Annotated in this window: 16 protein-coding genes and 1 pseudogene; 6 read left to right on the plus strand and 11 right to left on the minus strand. The window is 66.5% G+C overall.

What is annotated here, in order from left to right:
* The 7 genes and pseudogenes from Q7T84_RS09030 to Q7T84_RS09060 form a co-directional block, all read right to left on the minus strand.
* Window positions 1-197 (minus strand): annotated as a pseudogene (locus Q7T84_RS09030) (type I methionyl aminopeptidase); the annotation flags it as partial.
* Window positions 198-211: 14 nt separating this feature from the next.
* On the minus strand, window positions 212-1189 hold the full coding sequence (locus Q7T84_RS09035; protein WP_304807937.1) for an NADPH:quinone oxidoreductase family protein: 978 nt from the start codon (window positions 1187-1189) through the stop codon (window positions 212-214).
* On the minus strand, window positions 1170-1328 hold the full coding sequence (locus Q7T84_RS09040; protein ID WP_304807939.1) for a hypothetical protein: 159 nt from the start codon (window positions 1326-1328) through the stop codon (window positions 1170-1172). Before Q7T84_RS09040 ends, Q7T84_RS09035 begins: the two co-directional genes overlap by 20 nt.
* Before the next feature lie 168 nt (window positions 1329-1496).
* Window positions 1497-2120, minus strand: coding sequence for a TetR/AcrR family transcriptional regulator (locus Q7T84_RS09045; protein ID WP_304807941.1), 624 nt, complete (start codon window positions 2118-2120; stop codon window positions 1497-1499).
* A 97-nt stretch (window positions 2121-2217) separates the two neighbouring features.
* Entirely contained in the window at window positions 2218-3144 is a 927-nt protein-coding gene (locus Q7T84_RS09050) for an SDR family oxidoreductase (RefSeq protein ID WP_304807943.1), read from the minus strand.
* 54 nt (window positions 3145-3198) lie between these two features.
* Window positions 3199-3522 carry a DUF1330 domain-containing protein gene (locus Q7T84_RS09055; protein ID WP_304807945.1) on the minus strand — a complete coding sequence of 108 codons (324 nt, stop codon included), beginning with the start codon at window positions 3520-3522 and terminating at the stop codon, window positions 3199-3201.
* 175 nt (window positions 3523-3697) lie between these two features.
* Window positions 3698-5641 carry a methyl-accepting chemotaxis protein gene (locus Q7T84_RS09060; protein ID WP_304807946.1) on the minus strand — a complete coding sequence of 648 codons (1944 nt, stop codon included), beginning with the start codon at window positions 5639-5641 and terminating at the stop codon, window positions 3698-3700.
* A gap of 235 nt (window positions 5642-5876) precedes the next feature.
* Here Q7T84_RS09060 and Q7T84_RS09065 point away from each other — a divergent pair, with 235 nt between their 5' ends.
* Window positions 5877-6185, plus strand: coding sequence for a hypothetical protein (locus Q7T84_RS09065; protein WP_304807948.1), 309 nt, complete (start codon window positions 5877-5879; stop codon window positions 6183-6185).
* A 73-nt stretch (window positions 6186-6258) separates the two neighbouring features.
* Here the strand turns inward: Q7T84_RS09065 and Q7T84_RS09070 are convergent, their stop codons facing one another.
* Window positions 6259-7062 carry a DUF72 domain-containing protein gene (locus tag Q7T84_RS09070; RefSeq protein ID WP_304807950.1) on the minus strand — a complete coding sequence of 268 codons (804 nt, stop codon included), beginning with the start codon at window positions 7060-7062 and terminating at the stop codon, window positions 6259-6261.
* 14 nt (window positions 7063-7076) lie between these two features.
* Window positions 7077-8726 carry a M28 family metallopeptidase gene (locus Q7T84_RS09075; protein ID WP_304807952.1) on the minus strand — a complete coding sequence of 550 codons (1650 nt, stop codon included), beginning with the start codon at window positions 8724-8726 and terminating at the stop codon, window positions 7077-7079.
* Between the two features lie 334 nt (window positions 8727-9060).
* Between Q7T84_RS09075 and Q7T84_RS09080 the strand changes: the two genes are divergently transcribed.
* From Q7T84_RS09080 to Q7T84_RS09090, 3 genes are read left to right on the plus strand one after another with little or no spacing between them, the layout of a single operon-like run.
* The gene (locus tag Q7T84_RS09080) at window positions 9061-10404 is read left to right on the plus strand and encodes an efflux transporter outer membrane subunit (RefSeq protein WP_370653640.1); all 1344 of its coding nucleotides are present in this window, start codon (window positions 9061-9063) and stop codon (window positions 10402-10404) included.
* 1 nt (window position 10405) lies between these two features.
* Window positions 10406-11554: an efflux RND transporter periplasmic adaptor subunit gene (locus Q7T84_RS09085; RefSeq protein WP_304807954.1), complete on the plus strand. Its 1149-nt coding sequence runs from the start codon at window positions 10406-10408 to the stop codon at window positions 11552-11554.
* Window positions 11551-14685, plus strand: coding sequence for an efflux RND transporter permease subunit (locus Q7T84_RS09090; protein WP_304807956.1), 3135 nt, complete (start codon window positions 11551-11553; stop codon window positions 14683-14685). Before Q7T84_RS09085 ends, Q7T84_RS09090 begins: the two co-directional genes overlap by 4 nt.
* On the opposite strand, the gene Q7T84_RS09095 is transcribed toward Q7T84_RS09090, so the two are convergent.
* A complete protein-coding gene (locus Q7T84_RS09095) occupies window positions 14682-15662 on the minus strand; it encodes a threonine/serine dehydratase (protein WP_304807958.1) in 981 nt (326 codons plus the stop codon). The genes Q7T84_RS09090 and Q7T84_RS09095 overlap by 4 nt on opposite strands.
* 233 nt (window positions 15663-15895) lie before the next feature.
* Here Q7T84_RS09095 and Q7T84_RS09100 point away from each other — a divergent pair, with 233 nt between their 5' ends.
* Together Q7T84_RS09100 and Q7T84_RS09105 are read left to right on the plus strand one after the other, a co-directional pair.
* Window positions 15896-17182 (plus strand): adenylosuccinate synthase, encoded by a 1287-nt coding sequence (locus Q7T84_RS09100; RefSeq protein WP_304807960.1) that lies wholly within the window; start codon window positions 15896-15898, stop codon window positions 17180-17182.
* Between the two features lie 66 nt (window positions 17183-17248).
* Entirely contained in the window at window positions 17249-18064 is an 816-nt protein-coding gene (locus Q7T84_RS09105; RefSeq protein WP_304807962.1) for a PleD family two-component system response regulator, read from the plus strand.
* A 48-nt stretch (window positions 18065-18112) separates the two neighbouring features.
* Here the strand turns inward: Q7T84_RS09105 and Q7T84_RS09110 are convergent.
* A partial coding sequence (locus tag Q7T84_RS09110; RefSeq protein ID WP_304807964.1) for a sigma-70 family RNA polymerase sigma factor occupies window positions 18113-18643 on the minus strand: 531 nt, incomplete at its 5' end.

Below are 18643 nucleotides of genomic sequence, written 5' to 3' on the forward strand. Positions count from 1 at the left end.
GTCGCCCCGGGGAATTTGTAGGTTAGTTCCGGGGCCGAGCGGGCGCCCTCCAGCTCCAGCATCTGGCGGCCCAACTGATCAAGCTCGCGGGTGGTGATGCCGGGCTCCAGCGCCTTGCCCATCGCCTCCAGCGTCCGGGCCACCAGCCGGCCGGCGGCCTTCAGGCCTTCGAGTTCTTCTTCTTTTTCAATGGTCATCTTGAACGCTGTTCCTACAGATCGGGCCGCACGATGGTCTTGCCGACCACCTTGCGGGTCGCCAGCGAATCGAAGGCGGCACGCCATTCGCTGAGCGGATATTCGTGGTCGACGCGGGGCTTCATCTGGTCGGCCATGGCCCAGATTGCGGCGGTGTTCTCGCGGCCTTTCTCGGGGAACTGGCGGCCGTATTCACCGGCCCGCACGCCCATGACAGAGAAGCCCTTGATCAAGGCGATATTGACCGGCAGCACCGGCTGGCGGCCGGATGTGAAGCCGATTGAGAGGATGCGGCCGTTGAAGGCGATGCAGCGCAGGCTCTCGTCGAAGACGTCGCCGCCGACTGGGTCGTAGATCACGTCGGCGCCGCGGCCACCGGTGATCTCCTTGACCTTCTCACGGAAGCCGCCGGTGACGTTGACCACGGCGTCCGGCTGGTATTCGGCCTGGAGGATGGCCAGCTTCTCGTCGGAGGCCGAGGCGGCGATCACCTTGCAGCCAAGGTGCTTGGCCATGTCGACGGCGGCCAGACCAACGCCGCCGGCCGCCCCATGAACGAGCACCCACTCGCCGGCCTCGACCTGGGCGCGGCGCACCAGCGAGACATAGGCGGTGAGGTAGGCGGTCGAATACCCCGCCGCCTGGCTGAACGACAGGCTGTCAGGTTTCTTGCGCAGGACCGTGGCCGGGGTGACCGCATATTCGGAAAGGCCGCCGATCTTGGCCCCGCCGACCACGGCGTCGCCGATCTGGAACTCGCTTACGCCCTCGCCCAGGGCCGAGACCTCGCCGGAGACCTCCATGCCGGGAATGAACGGCAAGGACGGCTTGTGCTGATACTCGCCGCGGGTCTGCAGCAGATCGGGGAAATTCACCGCCGCCGCGCGCACCTTGATCTGCACCTCGCCCGGACCGGGGGCGGGGGTCTCAATCTCCTTCAGGACGCAGCCGCCGTACTCGGGGGCCAGTTCCTCAACCAACAGCGCGCGCAATCCGTCCCTCCAGGCCTTCGCGGACCAGGCCCGCAATTTCGCCGTAAGCCACATAGGCGCCCGGAACCACGATGGTGAACCCGTGGGCCGGACTCTCACGGCAACGATAGATGATCGGCGCGCCGAGGCCGCAGTCCATGGAAACGCCGCCAATCGCCGCGTGACCGGCGCGAGCCCCAATGCGGGCCGCGTGTGCGCGAACGTGCCGGAAGGCGCTCAGCACGCCCTCCAGCCCCGCGTGGCCGGTGCGGGGAATGACAGGACGGTGCGGGCGAGGAGCCGCTGAACCGATCCGTCCCGCACGCCTTCAGGCCTTGGACTGCGGAAGGCCCTGCAGGCCCCCCTGGATCATCGCCACCGCGAATTCAGTCGCGCCCTCAGTGTCGATGGGGCGCCGGGTCAGCATTCTCTCGCCGACGTCGCGGGCGATGGCGATGCAGGCCGCGGCCACATAGTCGGGATCGGCCGCCGGCGCCCGGCCCTTGGCGATTTCCTCGACGATGGCTTCACGCACTTCGTTGAACACCGCGGCCATTTCCGGTGTTTCGCCATGAACGTGCGGAACGACCTCCTCGGGCGGGCGGCGCGCCAGCCAGGTCTTGTGGGCGTCGGTTAGAAACAGGAAGTAGGCGCCGATGGCGGCGCGGACGAACTCGCTCCAATCGGCCGACTGCGCGCGTTGGGCCTTGAGCAGCGGCGCGAACTGCCGAGCGCCTTCGGCCGAGAGGGCGAGGTACACCTCGTCCTTGGACCGGTAGTAATTATAGAAGGTGCCGGCCGCCAAGCCGGTGCGGCGGATGATGTCGCGCACCGTGGCGGTCTCGTAGCCAAGTTCTCCAAACACCTCGCGCGCGGCGTCGAGTATGGCCTGCCGGTTGGCGACCTTGGTCAGTTCGCGTTTGCCGGCTGGCAGGTAGGCGACTTCGGACATTTAGCTATGACTCAAGAAACGTGACGCCCGTCATTGTAGGGCCAGCCGGGGCTTGAAGCAAAGGCTGGGCGTTGGCGCGCGCCACCTGCCGGCTAGGTCATACCGTGCGCGCGGCGCGGTCCTTGGCGTTGGTGGCCGAAATCGCCTCCCGCGCCGCTGTCCACTCGGCGTCGCCCCAACTGCGCAACCGTGAGAAGTTGCCGCCCGTGGCCTGCCAGGCAGCGCCGTCGATGGCGATGGTCTGGCCGTTCACATAGGCCGACAGCGGATGCAGCAGATAGACGGCGAGATTGGCCAGCTCACGCATATCGCCGACCCGGCCCATCGGATTGCCGGCCATGTCGGAATAGGCGCCGCCGGTGTCCTCGGCCTGGCTAGGGTTGAGCCGGGCGCTCATACCCTCGGTGGGGAACGGGCCAGGCGCGATGTTGTTGAAGCGAATACCGTAGTCGCCCCACTCGACCGCCAGCGACTGGCTCATGGTGGCCAGCCCCGCCTTCGACATGGCTGAAGGCACGGTGAAGGGGCCGCCGTTCCAGACCCAGGTGGTCAGGATCGACACCACCGACGCCCGCTTGCCCTCGGCGATCCAGCGTTTTCCGCAGTCGAGGGTGACGAAGAACGAACCGCGGAAGACGATGTTGGCGATGGCGTCGAAACCCCGCGGGCTCAGGTCCTGGGTGCGGCTGATGAAGTTGCCCGCCGCGTTATTGACCAGGCCGGTCAGGGCGCCGCCGTCGCTCCAGATCGTATCCAGCATGTCCGAGATCGCCTCCGGCACGCGAATGTCGCAAGCCAGGCCGACCACCTTGCCGCCAGCCTGGGGATGGGCGGCCATCAGTTCCTTGGCGGTGGCCTCCACGACCCCGCCGCGACGGCCGCAGATATAGACCTCGGCGCCCAGGATCAGGCAGGCCTCGGCCATCACCTTGCCAAGGCCCGTGCCGCCGCCGGTGATCAGGATCCGCTCGCCCTTCATCAGGCCGGGACGGAACATCAGGTCGTCCTGGGTCAACTCGGCCATCGCGCGTCCTCCGCATATGTTTAGAGGATGTCGCGGCCCCTTACGCCGCGTAGGTCAAGCCGGCAGCACCTCGTGGGCGCGGTGGTCCTCCGGAACGCCGTCGATGAAGATCACGTCGCCTTCGGAGTGCCGGGTCCGCAGCGGCAAGATCGCCTGATAGTCGGGCGATGCGTACCAGTCGCGCGCCGCCCTGCGATCAGCGAACTCGATGATGATCAGGTCGCCGGTCCAGTCGCCTTCCAGCACCTCGGCCTGGCCGCCATGGACCCGGAACTTGCCGCCGAAGGGCCCCAGGGTGGCGTCGATCCGATGCAGGTACTCGGCGATGGCTTCACCCATCACGACGTTGCGGAGCTTGGCGATGGCGTAGGTGGACATAGGAACCTCGTGGTCAGGGGCCTCAGTTCCACGAACATGGCCTCTCCCAGCGTCCGGATCGATTACCCGCCAGGTAGTGCTCAGGCGCCCTTTCGCGGCGGAAGACCATCGGGCCGCCAACGAAAAAGGGGCCGCCTCGCGGCGACCCCTTCGTTTGTTCCTGGACGTCTTGTTCTTAGAATTCTTCCCAGGTCTCATCGTCGGCCTGGGGAGCATAGGCTAGGGCCGTGGCGCCACGTGTAGCTGGACGTTGCGGCGGGCGTTGTTGCTGGCGTTGCTGGGGAGGCGCGGACCTGCGGGTCGCGGTCTGCACCCCGCCGCCGGCCACCTTGAAGCGGGCGACCAGGCGAGCCAGTTCCTCGGCCTCGTCGGCGAGGACGCGGCTGGCGGCCGTCGATTCCTCGACCATGGCGGCGTTCTGCTGGGTGACCTGGTCCATCTGGTTGACGGCGGTGTTCACCTGGCCGAGGCCGAGCGCCTCTTCCTTCGCCGAGGCGGCGATTTCGCCGACGACGTTGGAGATCTCGCCGACCTGACGGACGATGCGTTCCAGGGCCTTGCCGGTCTCGCCGACCAGGCTCACGCCGGAGGCGACTTGCTGGCTGGAGGCCGAGATCAGGGTCTTGATCTCCTTGGCGGCTTCGGCCGAGCGTTGAGCCAAGGCGCGGACTTCGGAGGCGACGACCGCGAAACCACGGCCAGCTTCCCCAGCGCGGGCGGCCTCGACGCCGGCGTTCAAGGCCAGCAGGTTGGTCTGGAAGGCGATCTCGTCGATCACGCCGATGATCTGGCTGATCTGCTTGGCCGAGCTTTCGATCTGGCCCATGGCCTCGATGGCGCGGCCGACGACCAAGCCGCCTTCTTCGGCGTCGGTCTTGGCGGCGGCGACGGCTTCACGGCCGTGCGAGGCGCCTTCAGAGGTCTTGTTGACGGTCGCGGTAATCTCGTCGAGCGCCGCGGCGGTTTCTTCGAGGGTCGCGGCCTGGTGCTCGGTACGGCGTGACAGATCGTCGGCCGAATGGCTGATCTCACCGGCGCCGGACTGGATGGAAGCGGTGGCGCCGGCGATGGCGCGCATGGCTTCCTCAAGCTTGGCGGAGGCGGCGTTGAAGTCGTCGCGCAGCTTGCGGTAGTCGCCTGGGAACTCGCGGTCGAGGCGATAGGTCAGATCGCCGGCGGCGAGGCTGTCGAGGCCCTGGGCTAGAGAATTGACCACCATGGCCTGCTCTTCGGCGATGGCCTCGGCGGCTTCGGCGTTCTGGCGGCGGGTGATCTCGGCGGCGGCCTCGGTCTGCTCGTGTTCGACGCGCAGCTTTTCAAGGTGGAGCTGGTTGTCGCGGAAGATGGTCAGTGAGGAGACGATCGCGCCGAGCTCGTCCTTACGAGCCAGGACGTCCAGGTTGATGGCGTTGTCGCCGTGGGCGAGGGCCTCGGTGGCGCCGGCGATCTTCTTGACGTCGCCCCGCAGGATGGCGGTGAGCGCCCAGGCCAGGGCCCCGGCGATCAGCAGGGTCGCGAGCGCGGCGACCATGGTGACCATCTGCGCGGCCTGCGAGCGGTCTTCGCTGGCCTTGGCGTTGGCGTCGGTCAGGGTGCTGTTGGCGGCGACGATCTTGGCCAGGGTGCCGCTCATCTTCGTATACTCCTCCTCGAAGGGAGCAGCGAAGCCGGCGGCCGTGCCAAAGTCGGTGGTGATCATGGCCGCGATGACGTCGAGCGCGTCGCGGGTCTGCTGCAGAGCCTTAGTCAACTCGTCGAAGGACTTCTTCTGCGACGGCGGAGCCTTGGCGGCGATCGCCTTGACTTCCGTGGTGATGGCCTCGACTTCGGTCAGGAGGGCTTGGCTTCGGCCTTCGATCTTGTCGACCTCAATGGCGGCGGCCTGGTGGGTCAGGAGGAAGTAGAGTTCACCGTGAACGCCGGTGATCCGCTCCGAAACCTTCTGCAGGCGCAGGCTGTTGGGTAGATCGGTGTGGACGACCTGGCGAAGGTCGCTGGCCTGGCCGCGTTGGATAACAACGGCGCCGCCCGCCGTCAGGGCGAGCATGACCAGTGCGAAAGCAGGTGCGAAGCCGATCTTGACGATCAGCGGCACGTCTACAAGCCGAAAGCGCTTCACTAATTTTCCCCCGAAGCCATTAGCCTTTCGGGGAAGATGCCGTGATGTTGCTAACCAAACGTCACTGGCGTCAGGGTTTTTCTGACTTGCGCGTGCGTGTATATACAAAGACACGGAATTTGTGATTCAGTTGTTTACTTGTCTTTAACCACATCTATTTCGCCAGCATCAGATTCTTTTAACCTGAATCCCCCATAACGGCGTTGCGTCCGTTATCTACATAAGGAGTGGGGAAATGAAGAATCTCATTAAACTCGGAGCCGGTGTTGCTCTCTGCCTGGCGTTTGCTGGTGCGTCGTCCGCCGCCGACTTCCAGGAAAGCATGTCCAAGTGCCTGACCAAGCACGCCAACACCCGCGAAGCGGCTGTTGTCATGCTGGAATGCAGCGCCAACGCCGGTAAGCTCTCGGGCTGCAAGGTTCTGGAAGACAGCAAGGCCGGCAAGGGCTTCGACAAGGCCGCCCTGTGCGTGGCCGACGCTCTGCCAATGGGTTCGAAGACCGGCACCGTGAAGGTGCCGATGCGCTTCCCCGGCGGCGCGTAAGCGTCCCGACCAAGAATTCGTATTCTTGCATTTCACGCCCTCGGCCTCGGCCGGGGGCGTTTTTGCGTTGTGGTTACCTGTTCACGCGCGCGTTCAGCGCCTGGGCCGCGGCCGGCGCGCGGATCTTTCCCTCGTGGATCACATAGGCGAACACCTCGCGCGGCCCTTCGGCGGGGCCTGTGCGATCGAGCGGTTTGAAGTCGCCGGGCACCTGGCCCCTGGCATAGTCGGTGAGGCGCCCCGCCCAGGCGTCGAGCTCTTCCGGCGGATAGGCGGTCTCGATCTCGTCGACACCCTTCATCAGCCGCAGATAGACGAAGCTTGAAGTAATGTCGGCGATCAACGGGTGGGTCTCATGCTCGGCCACGCAGATGGCCACGTCATGATCGCGGCATAGCTTCACGAAGGCCGGGTCGGCGAAGCTGGGATGGCGCACCTCCACCACATGGCGCAGGGCCAGGCCGTCCAGCTTCTTCGGCAACAATTCGAGGAACGCGGCGAAGTCGTCCGGATCGAACTTCTTGGTGGCCATGAACTGCCAGTTGATCGGCCCTAGCCGGTCGCCCAGCTCGACGACGCCCTGATTGAGGAACTTGCCAACCGACTCGCCCGCTTCAGCCAAGATCCGGCGGTTGGTGCAGAAACGCGAGGCCTTCACCGAGAAGACGAAGCCGTCCGGGGTGGCGGCCGCCCACTTGGCGAAGGTCTCGGGCTTTTGGCTGGAATAGTAGGTGGAGTTGATCTCCAGCGTCGTCAGGTGGCGGCTGGCGTAGGCGAGTTCATCGGCCTGTTTCAGTCCTTCCGGATAGAACACGCCCCGCCAGGGTTCGAAGGTCCAGCCCCCGATCCCGGTACGGATCAAACCCGCCTGCGCCATGTCGCCCTCGTTTGCTATTTCCGCTGAGACGCGGTGGCGTCCCGGGTCAGCTTGAATTCCGAGCCCGCTTTCCATTCCGGCCAGTCGGTCGAATTGGCCAGCTTGCGGCCGAGATCCAACATCAGTTGGCCGTCCTGCGCCATCCCTTCAAGGTTCCACGACGGATCGTACTCGTCCGCCGGTTGGTGGTAGCGCTCGGCGGTGTACAGCTTGCTGAACGCTTGGCCGGCGGCGGTCCCGCCATTGACCAGGTCGTCGCCCGAGCCGAACGAAATCGCCGGTACGCCGCGCTTGGCGAACGGGAAGTGATCGGAGCGGAAGAAGATGCCCGCCTCCGGGCGTGGATCGGGGGAGTAGTAGCGGCCCTGAGCCTTGCCGACCGCGACCAACTCGTCCTGCAAGGTCGAGGCGGCGTCGCCCGACGAGGTGAAGTTCTTGGCCGGGCCGGCCGGCGAGAGCGCGTCCATGTTGATGTTGGCGACGGTCTTGGCCAACGGATAGAGCGGGTTGGCCGAATAGTATTCCGAGCCGAGCAGGCCCTTTTCCTCGGCGGTCACCGCGAGGAACAGGACCGAGCGGTCCGGCTGCGGGCCATGGGCGAAGGCGCGGCCGATCTCGATCATGGTGGCGATGCCGTCGGCGTTGTCGACCGCGCCGTTGTAGATCGTGTCGCCCTTGGCGTCCGGCAGGCCGACGCCGAGATGGTCCCAGTGCCCGGAGTAGATCACCATCTCCTCGGGACGCTTGGCGCCGGGAACCAGGCCCACCACGTTCTTGGAAATGATCCTCTGCACATCGACGGCGTAGTCGGTGGAGAAGGTCACGCCCTTCAGTTCGACCGGCTTGAAGTCGCGGGTCTGGGCCTGTTTCTTCAGCGCCTCGAAGTCGAGGCCGGACGCCTTGAGCAATTCGGCGGCCTTGTCGCGCTGGATCCAGCCCTCCAGCGGGGCGTGAGCTTCGCTCGGCTTGTCGCGGATGATGTCGAATAAGGTGTTGGTGTTCGAGTTCTTGACCGTCGCCCAGCCATACGAGGCTGGCGCGGTTTCGTGGACCACCAGGAAGCCGGCGGCGCCGCGACGGGCGGCTTCTTCGAACTTGTAGGTCCAGCGGCCGTAGTAGGTCATGGCCTTGCCGCCGAAGTCGCCTTTCCCGATTTCGAAGTCGGGGTCGTTGACCAGCACCAGGGCGATCTTCCCCTTCAGGTCTTGGCCCTTGAAGTCGTCCCAGTTGCGTTCCGGGGCGGTGACGCCGTAGCCGACAAAGACGATCGGGGCGTCCTTGATCGTGACGCGGTCGGCTCCGGTCTGGGCCGCGCGAAGGGCGACCTCCTCGCCTTGGGTCCAGGTCTGGGCCTTGCCGCCGAGATTGACGCTGACCGCCACGGGGCCCTGCGTTTCGAAGCGGGCGAGCGGCACGTCCTGAGTCCAGGCGCGCTGGCCGTCCTTCAGGTCGCCACCTGGTTGCAGGCCCGCGGCCTTGTACTGCTCAATGATGTAGGCGACGGTCTTCTTCTCACCCTCGGTGGCCGGTGCGCGGCCTTCGTAAGCGTCGGATGACAAAACTTTAACGTGTTCGGCGATCTTGGCTGGGGCGATATCAGCGGCCAGGGTCGGGGTGGCGAAAACGCCCCAAACCGCGGCGCTGGCGAGGAGAAACTGCTTCATGAACATTCCAGATGTGGGATGAGTTTGCGCGGGACCGTAATTCGATGGTTTAGGTAACGCCAGGGGGCTGCGACCAACACGCCACAGTGCCGGGGGCCAATGCCAATTGTCTCGGCTCTGCAATCGACGGCGCACCCGCACCCGACTAAGTACGAAACGCCGGTATCGAGGTCTGGGGCGGCGCCGCGCGAAAGCCATCAGGCTCAGTGAGCGTTCGCGGACCGCAATGACGAAAAGAATGATGCGTTCAGCCTCTTCCGCGACCACTCCGCTGGTCGCTCTGGCCTGCCTTGCCCTAACGGCCTGCGCTTCCACGCGGAGCGTCGATACGCGCTTGCCCGCCGCCTTCGAGGCGCCCGTCGCGCCCCCGGCCGGCGCCGTGGCGCTCGATACCTGGTGGACCGGGTTCAACGATCCGCAGCTGACCGCGTTGATCGAGCAGGCCTTGGCGGCCAGCCCCGACGCCCGCACGGCGGCGGCCAGGCTGAGGGAAGCCCGCGCCACGCGCCAGGGCGCCCTGACCAATTTCCTCCCGCAGGGCAACATTCGCGGAACCGCATCTAAAACCGACAGCCGGGTGATCGACGGCACGCGTATCAGCCTTCCGGATTTCTCCACGGTCGGCGAAAGCGAAAGCTACGGCGTCAATTTCGACGTGACCTGGGAAATCGACCTGTTCGGCCGGGTGTTTGCGGCGCGGCGCGCGGCCAATGCCGAGATGGCCGCCGCGCGGCTCGACTATGAAGCGACCCGCGCGAGCCTCGCGGCCAACGTCGCCGATAGCTACTTCCAGGCGCGGGGTTTGGCGATCCAGCTCGAGGACGCCAGGGCGACCTTCCGCATTCAGAGCGAACTGCTGCGCATTGTTCAGGTGCGGGTCGATCGCGGAATCGCCGCCACCTCTGACGCCGATCGAGTCGCGGGCGACCTTTCGACGGCCGAGAGCCAAGTGGCGGGCCTGGAAGCTGACCTCCAGGCGCAACGTCGCACGCTGCTGATCTTGGTCGGCCGAGGGATCGAACCTACTGCGAACCTGCCGGTGGACGCCCAGGTCGGAGCGATCCCAGAGGCCCCTGTCGCCATTCCGGGCGAGTTGCTCGCGCGCCGGCCGGACGTGCGCCAGGCCGAAGCCATGCTGGTCTCGGCGCTGGGACGCCTGGACTACGCCAAGCTCGCCTTTTTCCCGACGTTCAAGCTGACCCCTGGCATCGGCTTGCAGGACACAAGGCAGCCCACCTTGTCCAACGTGGTCCAGAGCTGGACCATCGGCGCGAATGTGACGATCCCGGTGCTCGATATCCCTCGTCTGCTTTCCGAACTCGACGCTCAGGACGCGCGGACCGAGCAGGCGGCGATCGCCTATGAGAAGGCGGTTCAGACCGCTTTCGGCGAAGCCGAGAACTCACTGGTGCTGTTGGCCGCCGACCGCCGCCGCGTGCAGCTTTTGGACGCTGGCGAGGACCGGGCCGAACGGGCCTATGAAGCTTCCCGCAAGGGCTATGTGGCCGGTGTCACCGACCTGCAGACGACGCTCAATAACGAACAGGCGTGGCGCTCCGTGCGCACCCAGGAAACCGCCGCTCAGGTGCAGGCGCTGCGCCGTGCGGTTCAAACCTACAAGGCCCTGGGAGGCGGTTGGCCGCTCCAGTCGGCCCCGACCAACCAAGAGGCTCGCTGACGTGTCGAGATCCAAGACCTATCTGACGCTCGCGGTCGGCCTCGTGTCGGCCCTGGCCCTATCGGCCTGCGGCGCCAAGGAACCGCCGAAGAAAGACCCCGCGGCCGAGGCTCGCACGGTCCGGGTCGTGCGGGTGGAGAACCGCGCCATCACCGGTTCGCTGACCGCGTCGGGCTCGCTGATCCCGCGTGAGGAAGCCGCTGTCGCGCCTGAAGTCACCGGCTACCGAGTGTCGCGCGTGCTGGTCGATGAGGGCGCCTATGTCCAGGCCGGCCAGACGCTGGCCCAGCTCGACGGCGCCTTGATCGCCGCCCAGGTCGAACAGCAGAGGGCGCTCGCCGCCCAGGCCGCGATCCAGGCCGATCAGGCGGAAGCCGAAGCCGCGCGGGTCGCCGGCCTCGATGGCCAGGGCGTCTTGTCGGACGAGGCGCTGCAGCAGCGCCGCTTCCAGGCCAAGGCCTCCCGCGCCACCGCCAACGCCCAGGCCGCAGCCTATCGCGACGCCCAGACACGGGCCGGCAAGCTCGCCGTGACCGCGCCGGTCTCCGGCCTGGTGCTGGAGCGCACCGTGCGGCCAGGCGATCTGGCCGCCGGCGGCGCCACGCCGTGGTTCCGCATCGCGCGCGATGGAAAGATCGAACTCGACGCCGAACTTCCAGAGGACGACATGGCCCGGGTCCGGGTTGGTCAGCGCGCCACCGTCACCCTGCCCTCGGGCGGGGTTGCGGAGGGGCAGGTCCGGATCGTCTCCCCCGAAGTGAACACCCAGACCAAGCTCGGCTCGGTGCGTATCAGCCTGCCGGTTCGCGACGATATCCGCGCTGGCGGCTTTGGCCGGGCGATCTTCAACGACGCGGCGGGCCAGGGCCTGACGGTGCCCGAGACGGCCATCCGTTACGACGCCGACGGCGCCAGCGTGATGACCGTGGACTCTGGCAACCGGGTCAAGCGCGTGATCGTCCAGACCGGCGCGCGCGGCGAAGGCCTGGTGACCCTGGTCAGGGGGCCGCCGGCCGGGACCCGCGTGATCCAGAACGCCGCGGCCTTCCTGCTCGACGGCGATGTCGTCAAGCCGATGGATGCGACCGCGCCCCCCGCCGCCGCGCCCGCCAAGCCGGCGGCCGCTCCAGCGCCTGGTAAGAAGCAATGAGTGACGGTCACGCCAGCGGTGGTGGCGACGGGCTGAAGATTTCAGCCTGGGCCATCAAGAATCCAGTCCCGGTCGCGGTGCTTTTCGTAGCCCTGCTGCTGGCCGGGATGGTGGCCTATTCCGGCCTCTACGTGAAAATGTTCCCCAACGTGCAGTTCCCGATGGTGTCGGTGACGGTCACGCAGAACGGCGCCGCGCCGGGGGAAATGGAGACCCAGATCACGAGGCCGATCGAGGACGCCATGGCTGGCATCCCGAACGTCAAGAACATCTATTCGACGGTCACCCAGGGCGTCTCGAGCACCAGTATCGAGTTTGAGCTGGGCGAGGATCTGCAGAAGAAGACCGACGAGGTCCGCTCGCGGGTCGATCAGGCGCGCGCGGTGCTGCCACGCGAAATCGACGAGCCGACGGTCACCCGGGTTGAACTCGATAGCCAGCCGATCCTGACCTATGCGGTGACGGCGCCGGAGATGTCGGACGTCGAGCTGTCGTGGTTCGTGGACGACACTCTAGGGCGTCTGCTCCAGGGCGAAAAGGGCGTGGCCCAGGTCGCGCGCGTCGGCGGGGTGACCCGCGAAATCAACGTCATCATCGACCCGGACAAGCTGAACGCCCGCGGGCTGACGGCGGCCCAGGTCAACAACGCCCTGCGCGCGGCCAATCTCGACGCCCCCGGCGGGCGGATCGAGGTCGGCGGACGCGAGCAAACCCTGCGGGTTCTCGGCTCGGTCAATACGCTGAAGGCGCTGCGCGACTTCACCATCTCCACCGGCAATGGCGGCCATGTGCGGCTGACCGATATCGCCGAGGTCGGGGACGGCTCGTCAGAGGTGCGCGGCTTCGCGCGCCTGAACGGCCAGCCGGTGGTCGGCTTCATGGTCATGAAGACCCGCGACTCCAGCGACGTCGCGGTCGAGGACAACATCATCGCCGCCCTGGAGAAGGCCGAAGGCCAGTACAAGGGCGTCACCTTCACCAAGATCTTCTCCAGCGTCGACGAGACGCGAGCCAGCTTCCGCGCGACCCAGCACGTGCTGCTGGAAGGCATGATCCTGGCGGCCCTGGTGGTGTTCCTGTTCCTGCGCGACTGGCGCTCGACGGCGATCACCGCCTTCGCCATGCCCGTCTCGCTGATCCCCACCTTCTTCTTCATGAACCTGTTCGGCTTCTCGCTGAACGTCGTGACCCTGCTGGCCCTGACCCTGGTCATCGGCATCCTGGTCGACGACGCCATCGTGGAGATCGAGAATATCGAGAAACGCGTCGCTGGCGGCATGAGGCCCTATCAGGCGGCGATGGAGGGCGCGGACGCCATCGGCCTGGCGGTGGTGGCGACCACCTTCGCCATCGTCGTGGTGTTCACGCCGGTTTCGTTCATGGCCGGCATGGCCGGGCAGTTCTTCCGGGAGTTCGGCATCACGGTGTCGATCGCGGTGCTGTTCTCGCTGGTGGTTGCGCGGCTGCTGACCCCGTTGATGGCCGCCTATCTGCTCAAGCCGGTCACCCACCCCAAGCCGCGCAAGCCGTTTGAAGGCTTTTATCGAAACACGCTGGAATGGGCGCTCGATCACCGGATCATCGCCTCGGTCATCGGCGGCGTGATCTTCGTCGGCTCCCTGTTCCTGGTGCCTTTGTTGCCGCAGGGCTTCCAGCCCGAGGGCGACCCTGACTACCTCTATGTCAACGTTCAGGGTCCGCCCGGCGCGACGGCGACCGACATGGAAGATGTGGTTCAGCGACTGACGGTCCTGTTCAAGAATCGCCCCGAAGTCACCGGCGTCTTCGCCCAGATCGGCTCGACGGTCTCCGTCGGCGGTCCTGGCGGCGGCGGCAGCGGCGGCAGCGATCTGAGGTCTGGCACCATGACGGTCCTGCTGTCTGGGGACCGCAACATCAGCGGGGCGGACCTGCGCAAGGAGATGCGCGCTGAACTGCTCGCCATCCCGGACGCCCGCGTCAGCTTCCTGGGGTCCCAGGGCGAGGCGGGTCTTCAAAAGATCCTGCAGAGTAACGATCCGGCCAAGCTTCAGGCCACCGCGCTCGAGCTTGAAAAGCAGATGCGCACCCTGAACGTCATCGCCGATCCACGGCCCTCGACCCCCCCGGTCGGGCCTGAGGTGGTGATCCGGCCCCGTGAGGCCGAGGCCGCGCGCCTTGGCGTCTCGGCCGACACCATCGCCCAGGTCGCCCGGGTGGCGACGGTCGGCGATATCGACGCCAATGTCGCCAAGTTGACGGACGGCGAGCGGCGCCTGCCGATCCGCATCCGCCTGCCCGCCGACGCCCGCGCCGACATCCAGCGGATCAAGTCGCTGCGCATCCCGACCTCGTCGGGCGCGGTGACGACGCTGGAGGCGGTGGCCGATGTCGAGTTCCAGGCCGGTCCCGCACGGATCGAGCGCCTGAACCGCATGCGCCAGCAGACGGTCCAGGCCGAGTTGAACGGGGTCGAGATGGGCACCGCCAACCAGGCCGTCGACAAGCTGCCGATCATGCAGAACCTGCCGGCCGGCGTGACCCCGGCCGAGACCGGCCAGTTGGAGGCCATGCAGGAGCTGTTCGCCTCCTTCGGGTTGGCGGTCTTCTCCGGCGTGGCGATGATCTACGGCGTCCTGGTCCTGCTGTTCCGGTCGTTCTTCAAGCCTATCGTCATCCTGTCCGCCTTGCCGCTGGCGGTGGGCGGAGCGTTCCTGGGCCTGTTGATCTTCGACCTGTCGCTGTCCATCCCTTCGCTGATCGGCTTCCTGATGTTGCTGGGTCTGGCGGCCAAGAACTCGATCCTGCTGGTGGAGTACGCCATTGAGCGGGAGCGCGACGGCATGGAGCAGCGCGAGGCGCTGATCGAGGCTTGCCGCGAACGGGCGCGCCCGATTGTCATGACCACCCTGGCCATGGCCGCGGGCATGCTGCCGACCGCCTTCGCGCTGGAGAAGGGGGCCGAGTTCCGTCAGCCGATGGCGGTGGCCGTGATCGGCGGCCTGATCACCTCGACCCTGCTGTCTCTGGTGCTGGTGCCGGTGGTTTACGAGTTCGTCGATGACTTCGAGAACTGGCTGAAGCCCAAGCTCGCCAAGTTGGTGACGCCTCGCGACGCCGCGCCGGTTCCGGCGCCGGAAGATCGGCTCTAGATCTCTCGGCGCAGGACCTGGGCGAAGAGCTCGGGATCGACGTTGCCGCCGGACAGCACCAGGCCGGTTGCGCCCTCGCCCCCGGTCTTGACCTTTCCGGCCAGCAGGGCGGCGAGGCCGACGGCTCCGCCGGGCTCGACCACCAGCTTCAGGACCGCGAAGGCGTAGCGCATGGCTTGCGCGACCTCGGCGTCAGTGACGACCGCGACGTCGGCGACCGTTTGCTGCAGGATCGGGAAGGTCAGTTCGCCCGGCGCGGGGCTTTCCAGGGCGTCGCATAGCGAGCGGGTGGTGGGCCTGATGTTGATCCGCTCGCCCTTTTGCAGCGAGCGCAGAGTGTCGTCGAAACCCTGCGGCTCCACGCCGACGATGGCGGTGGACGGCGACAGCGCCTTCACGGCGGTTGACAGTCCGGCCATCAGACCGCCGCCGCCGATCGGCGCGACCACGACGTCGAGGATCGCGTCGCGCGCGGCCGCCTGCCGGACCAACTCCAGTCCGACTGTGCCTTGGCCCGCGATGATGTCGGGGTCGTCGAAGGACGGGACGATCACCGCGCCGCGCTCGGCCGCGACCGTGGCGGCCAGCGCCTCGCGGCTCTCGGCCAGCCGATCATAGAGTTGAACCTGCGCGCCATAACCGCGCGTCGCCTCGATTTTCACGGTGGGCGCGTCGGACGGCATCAGGATCAAGGCAGGCATGCCCAGCAGTCTCGCCGCCAGCGCCACGCCCTGGGCGTGATTGCCGGACGAGTACGCGACGACGCCTTGCTTGGCCTGCTGCGGCGAGAGCTGGGCTAGCCGGTTGTAGGCGCCGCGGAACTTGAAGGCGCCGACCCGCTGCAGGGTCTCCGGCTTGATCAGGACGCGCCGGCCCAGCCGTTCGTTCAAGGCCGCGCTCTCGATCAGCGGCGTTTCGACGGCATGGCCGGCCAGGCGGCTTGCGGCGGCTTCGATGTCGGAAAGGGTCACGGTCATGTCGCAGGCACCATAGCCGGGCGCGCCGGAGGGCGCGACCTTGGGCCACCGAGAACGGCGCTTGCACCGGCGCGGGGTTGACTGCTGAGCCCGCCACTGGTTTACCCCAAGCGAACGGATAGCCGCTGCCCGTCGGGCGCGCATCTGCTTCCTAAAATCGATCCAGTCCACCCGCCGAGAGCCTGTCGAAGGGCGTGGTTGGACCCGCTCGGCAGGCCGGGAAATCGTATCTAATGGCAAATGTGACCGTGATCGGCGCCCAATGGGGCGACGAAGGCAAGGGCAAGCTTGTCGACTGGCTTTCGAACCGGGCCGATGTCGTCGTGCGTTTCCAGGGTGGCCATAACGCCGGCCATACCCTGGTGGTCGGGGACCAGGTCTATAAGCTCTCGCTGCTGCCCTCGGGCGTGGTGCAGGGCAAGCTGTCGGTGATCGGCAACGGCGTCGTCGTCGATCCTTGGCACCTGTTGGAAGAGATCGCCAAGCTGGGCGGCCAGGGTGTGAAGATCACCCCGGAACTGCTGGTGCTGGCCGACAACGCCTGCCTGATCTTGCCGCTGCACCGCGACCTGGACCAGGCGCGCGAAGCCGCCGCCGTGAACAAGATCGGCACCACCGGCCGCGGCATTGGTCCGGCCTATGAAGACAAGGTCGGCCGCCGGGCGATCCGGGTCGGCGACCTGGCCGACCGCGATGCGCTGGAAGCCAAGATCGACCGTCTGTTGGCCCACCACACGCCGCTGCGCGCGGGTCTTGGCCTGCCGGAATACGACGGCGCCGAGCTGCTCGCCGCCTTGGAAGAGATCGCGCCGAAGATCCTGCCGTTCTCCCAGCCGGCCTGGCGCCTGCTGGACAGCGTCGTGAAGTCGGGCAAGCGCGTGCTGTTCGAAGGTGCTCAGGGCGCGCTGCTGGACGTGGACCACGGCACCTATCCCTATGTGACGTCGTCCAACACAGTGGCCGGCCAGGCGGCCGCCGGTTCGGGCCTGGGTCCCAAGGGGCCGGGCTTCGTGCTGGGTATCGTCAAGGCCTACACCACCCGCGTCGGCGAGGGTCCGTTCCCGACCGAGCTGTTCGATGAGATCGGCCAGCACCTGGGCACGGTCGGCAAGGAGTTCGGCGTGGTCACCGGGCGCGCGCGCCGCTGCGGCTGGTTCGACGCGGTTCTGGTGCGCCAGTCCGTCGCTCTGAACGGCATCGACGGCATCGCGCTCACCAAGCTCGATATCCTCGACGGCCTGCCCACCCTGAAGATCTGCGTCGGCTACAAGCTGCGCGGCGAGATCCTCGACTATCTGCCCGCTGGTCTGAAGGACCAGTCGGCGATCGAGCCGGTCTACGAGGAGATGGAAGGCTGGAGCGAGAGCACAGCCGGCGCCACCTCCTGGAAGGATCTTCCGGCCAACGCCGTGAAGTACGTCCGCCGGGTCGAGGAACTGATCGGAGCGCCCGCGGCGATGGTTTCGACCAGCCCGCAGCGTGACGACACCATCATGGTGCGCGACCCCTTCCAGGACTAGTCGTCAAGGCGTTCTTAAGGACGTTGGGTGCAGTGTGGGCTCCGAATCTTTCGGAGCCCCGCTCTCGTGTTGACCGAAGACCTGAAACAGATTCAGCGCATGTCGCCGCTGATGCGGAAGGTGCTGATCGTCGACCCGGCCCCCGCCAGCGCGCGGATGCTAGGCGACCTGATGCGCAGCATCACGCCGCTGCAGCTCTGGACCGCCCCCACCACCCGCAAGGGATTGGAGGCGGCCCGTGCAATCAATCCGCAACTGATCTTTGTCGAGTTCGCGAGCGCGGACGTGGACGGGATCGAGTTCACCAAACTGCTCCGCAAGTCCGAGATGGTCTGTCGGCAGGCGCCAGTGATCATGATCACGGCGACCGCCACGGCGGCGGCGATCGTCGGCGCCCGCGACGCCGGCGTGCATGAGTTTCTTCGCAAGCCCTACACCACCAAGGACCTGTTGCGGCGTCTGGAAGCGGTGACGCTTCGGCCCCGCGATTGGGTCGAAGCGGTGGAGTACATCGGGCCTGATCGGCGGCGGTTCAATTCAGGGGACTATAAAGGTGCGCTAAAGCGGCGCTCGGACACCGAGGCGACGCCAGAAGCCACGCGGATCATCCAGGCGTTGAAGATCGTTCGAGCTGCGGTTCCCGCCGTCGCCACCGACCCGGCCCAGGCCATGCGCGCGATGCTGGCCCAGATGGTCGAACTGCAACGGGCTTCGGTGGTGACGAAGAACGCGGCGCTCGCCAGGGCGACCGTGGAGTTCCAGCTGTTCCTGGCGAAGGCGGCGCAAAGCGGCGTGCTGGTTGCGGCGGAAGTCGCGGAGCGAGCCGCGCCGCTGCTGACCTTCCTGCCCAAGGACGAACCCTCAAAAGAAGAAGCGGCCTAGCCTGGGGCTAGACCGCTTCGGAAGTCCTAGCGTCTCTTCACGCGCCTATCAGGCGTTGACGAGGTTCTTTTCGACGGCCGCGGCCTGCATGGATTTCTGCAGCTTCTCGAAGGCGCGGACCTCGATCTGACGCACGCGTTCGCGGCTGACGCCGTATTGTGCGGCCAGTTCCTCAAGCGTCGTCGGGTTATCCTTCAGCCGGCGTTCGGTGAGGATATGACGCTCGCGGTCGGTGAGCTCCGTCATCGCATCGCCCAACAGACCCATGCGCTGGGTACGTTCCTGGTTCTCGGCGACATAGGTCTCCTGGCTGACCGAGGTTTCATCCTCGAGCCAATCCTGCCATTCGCTTTCGCCGTCCATGCGCAGGGGCGCGTTCAGCGAGGCGTCGGGCCCAGACAGCCGGCGGTTCATCGAGATCACTTCGGAATCGAGGACGCCGAGCTTGGTCGCGATGACGCTGACCTGATCGGGATGCAGGTCGCCTTCCTGGAACGCGCTGATCTGGCTCTTGGCCTTACGCAGGTTGAAGAACAGCTTCTTCTGCGCCGCCGTCGTGCCCATCTTCACCAGGCTCCA

It is taken from the genome of Phenylobacterium sp. (genome assembly GCF_030654915.1).
Classification (GTDB): Bacteria; Pseudomonadota; Alphaproteobacteria; order Caulobacterales; family Caulobacteraceae; genus Phenylobacterium.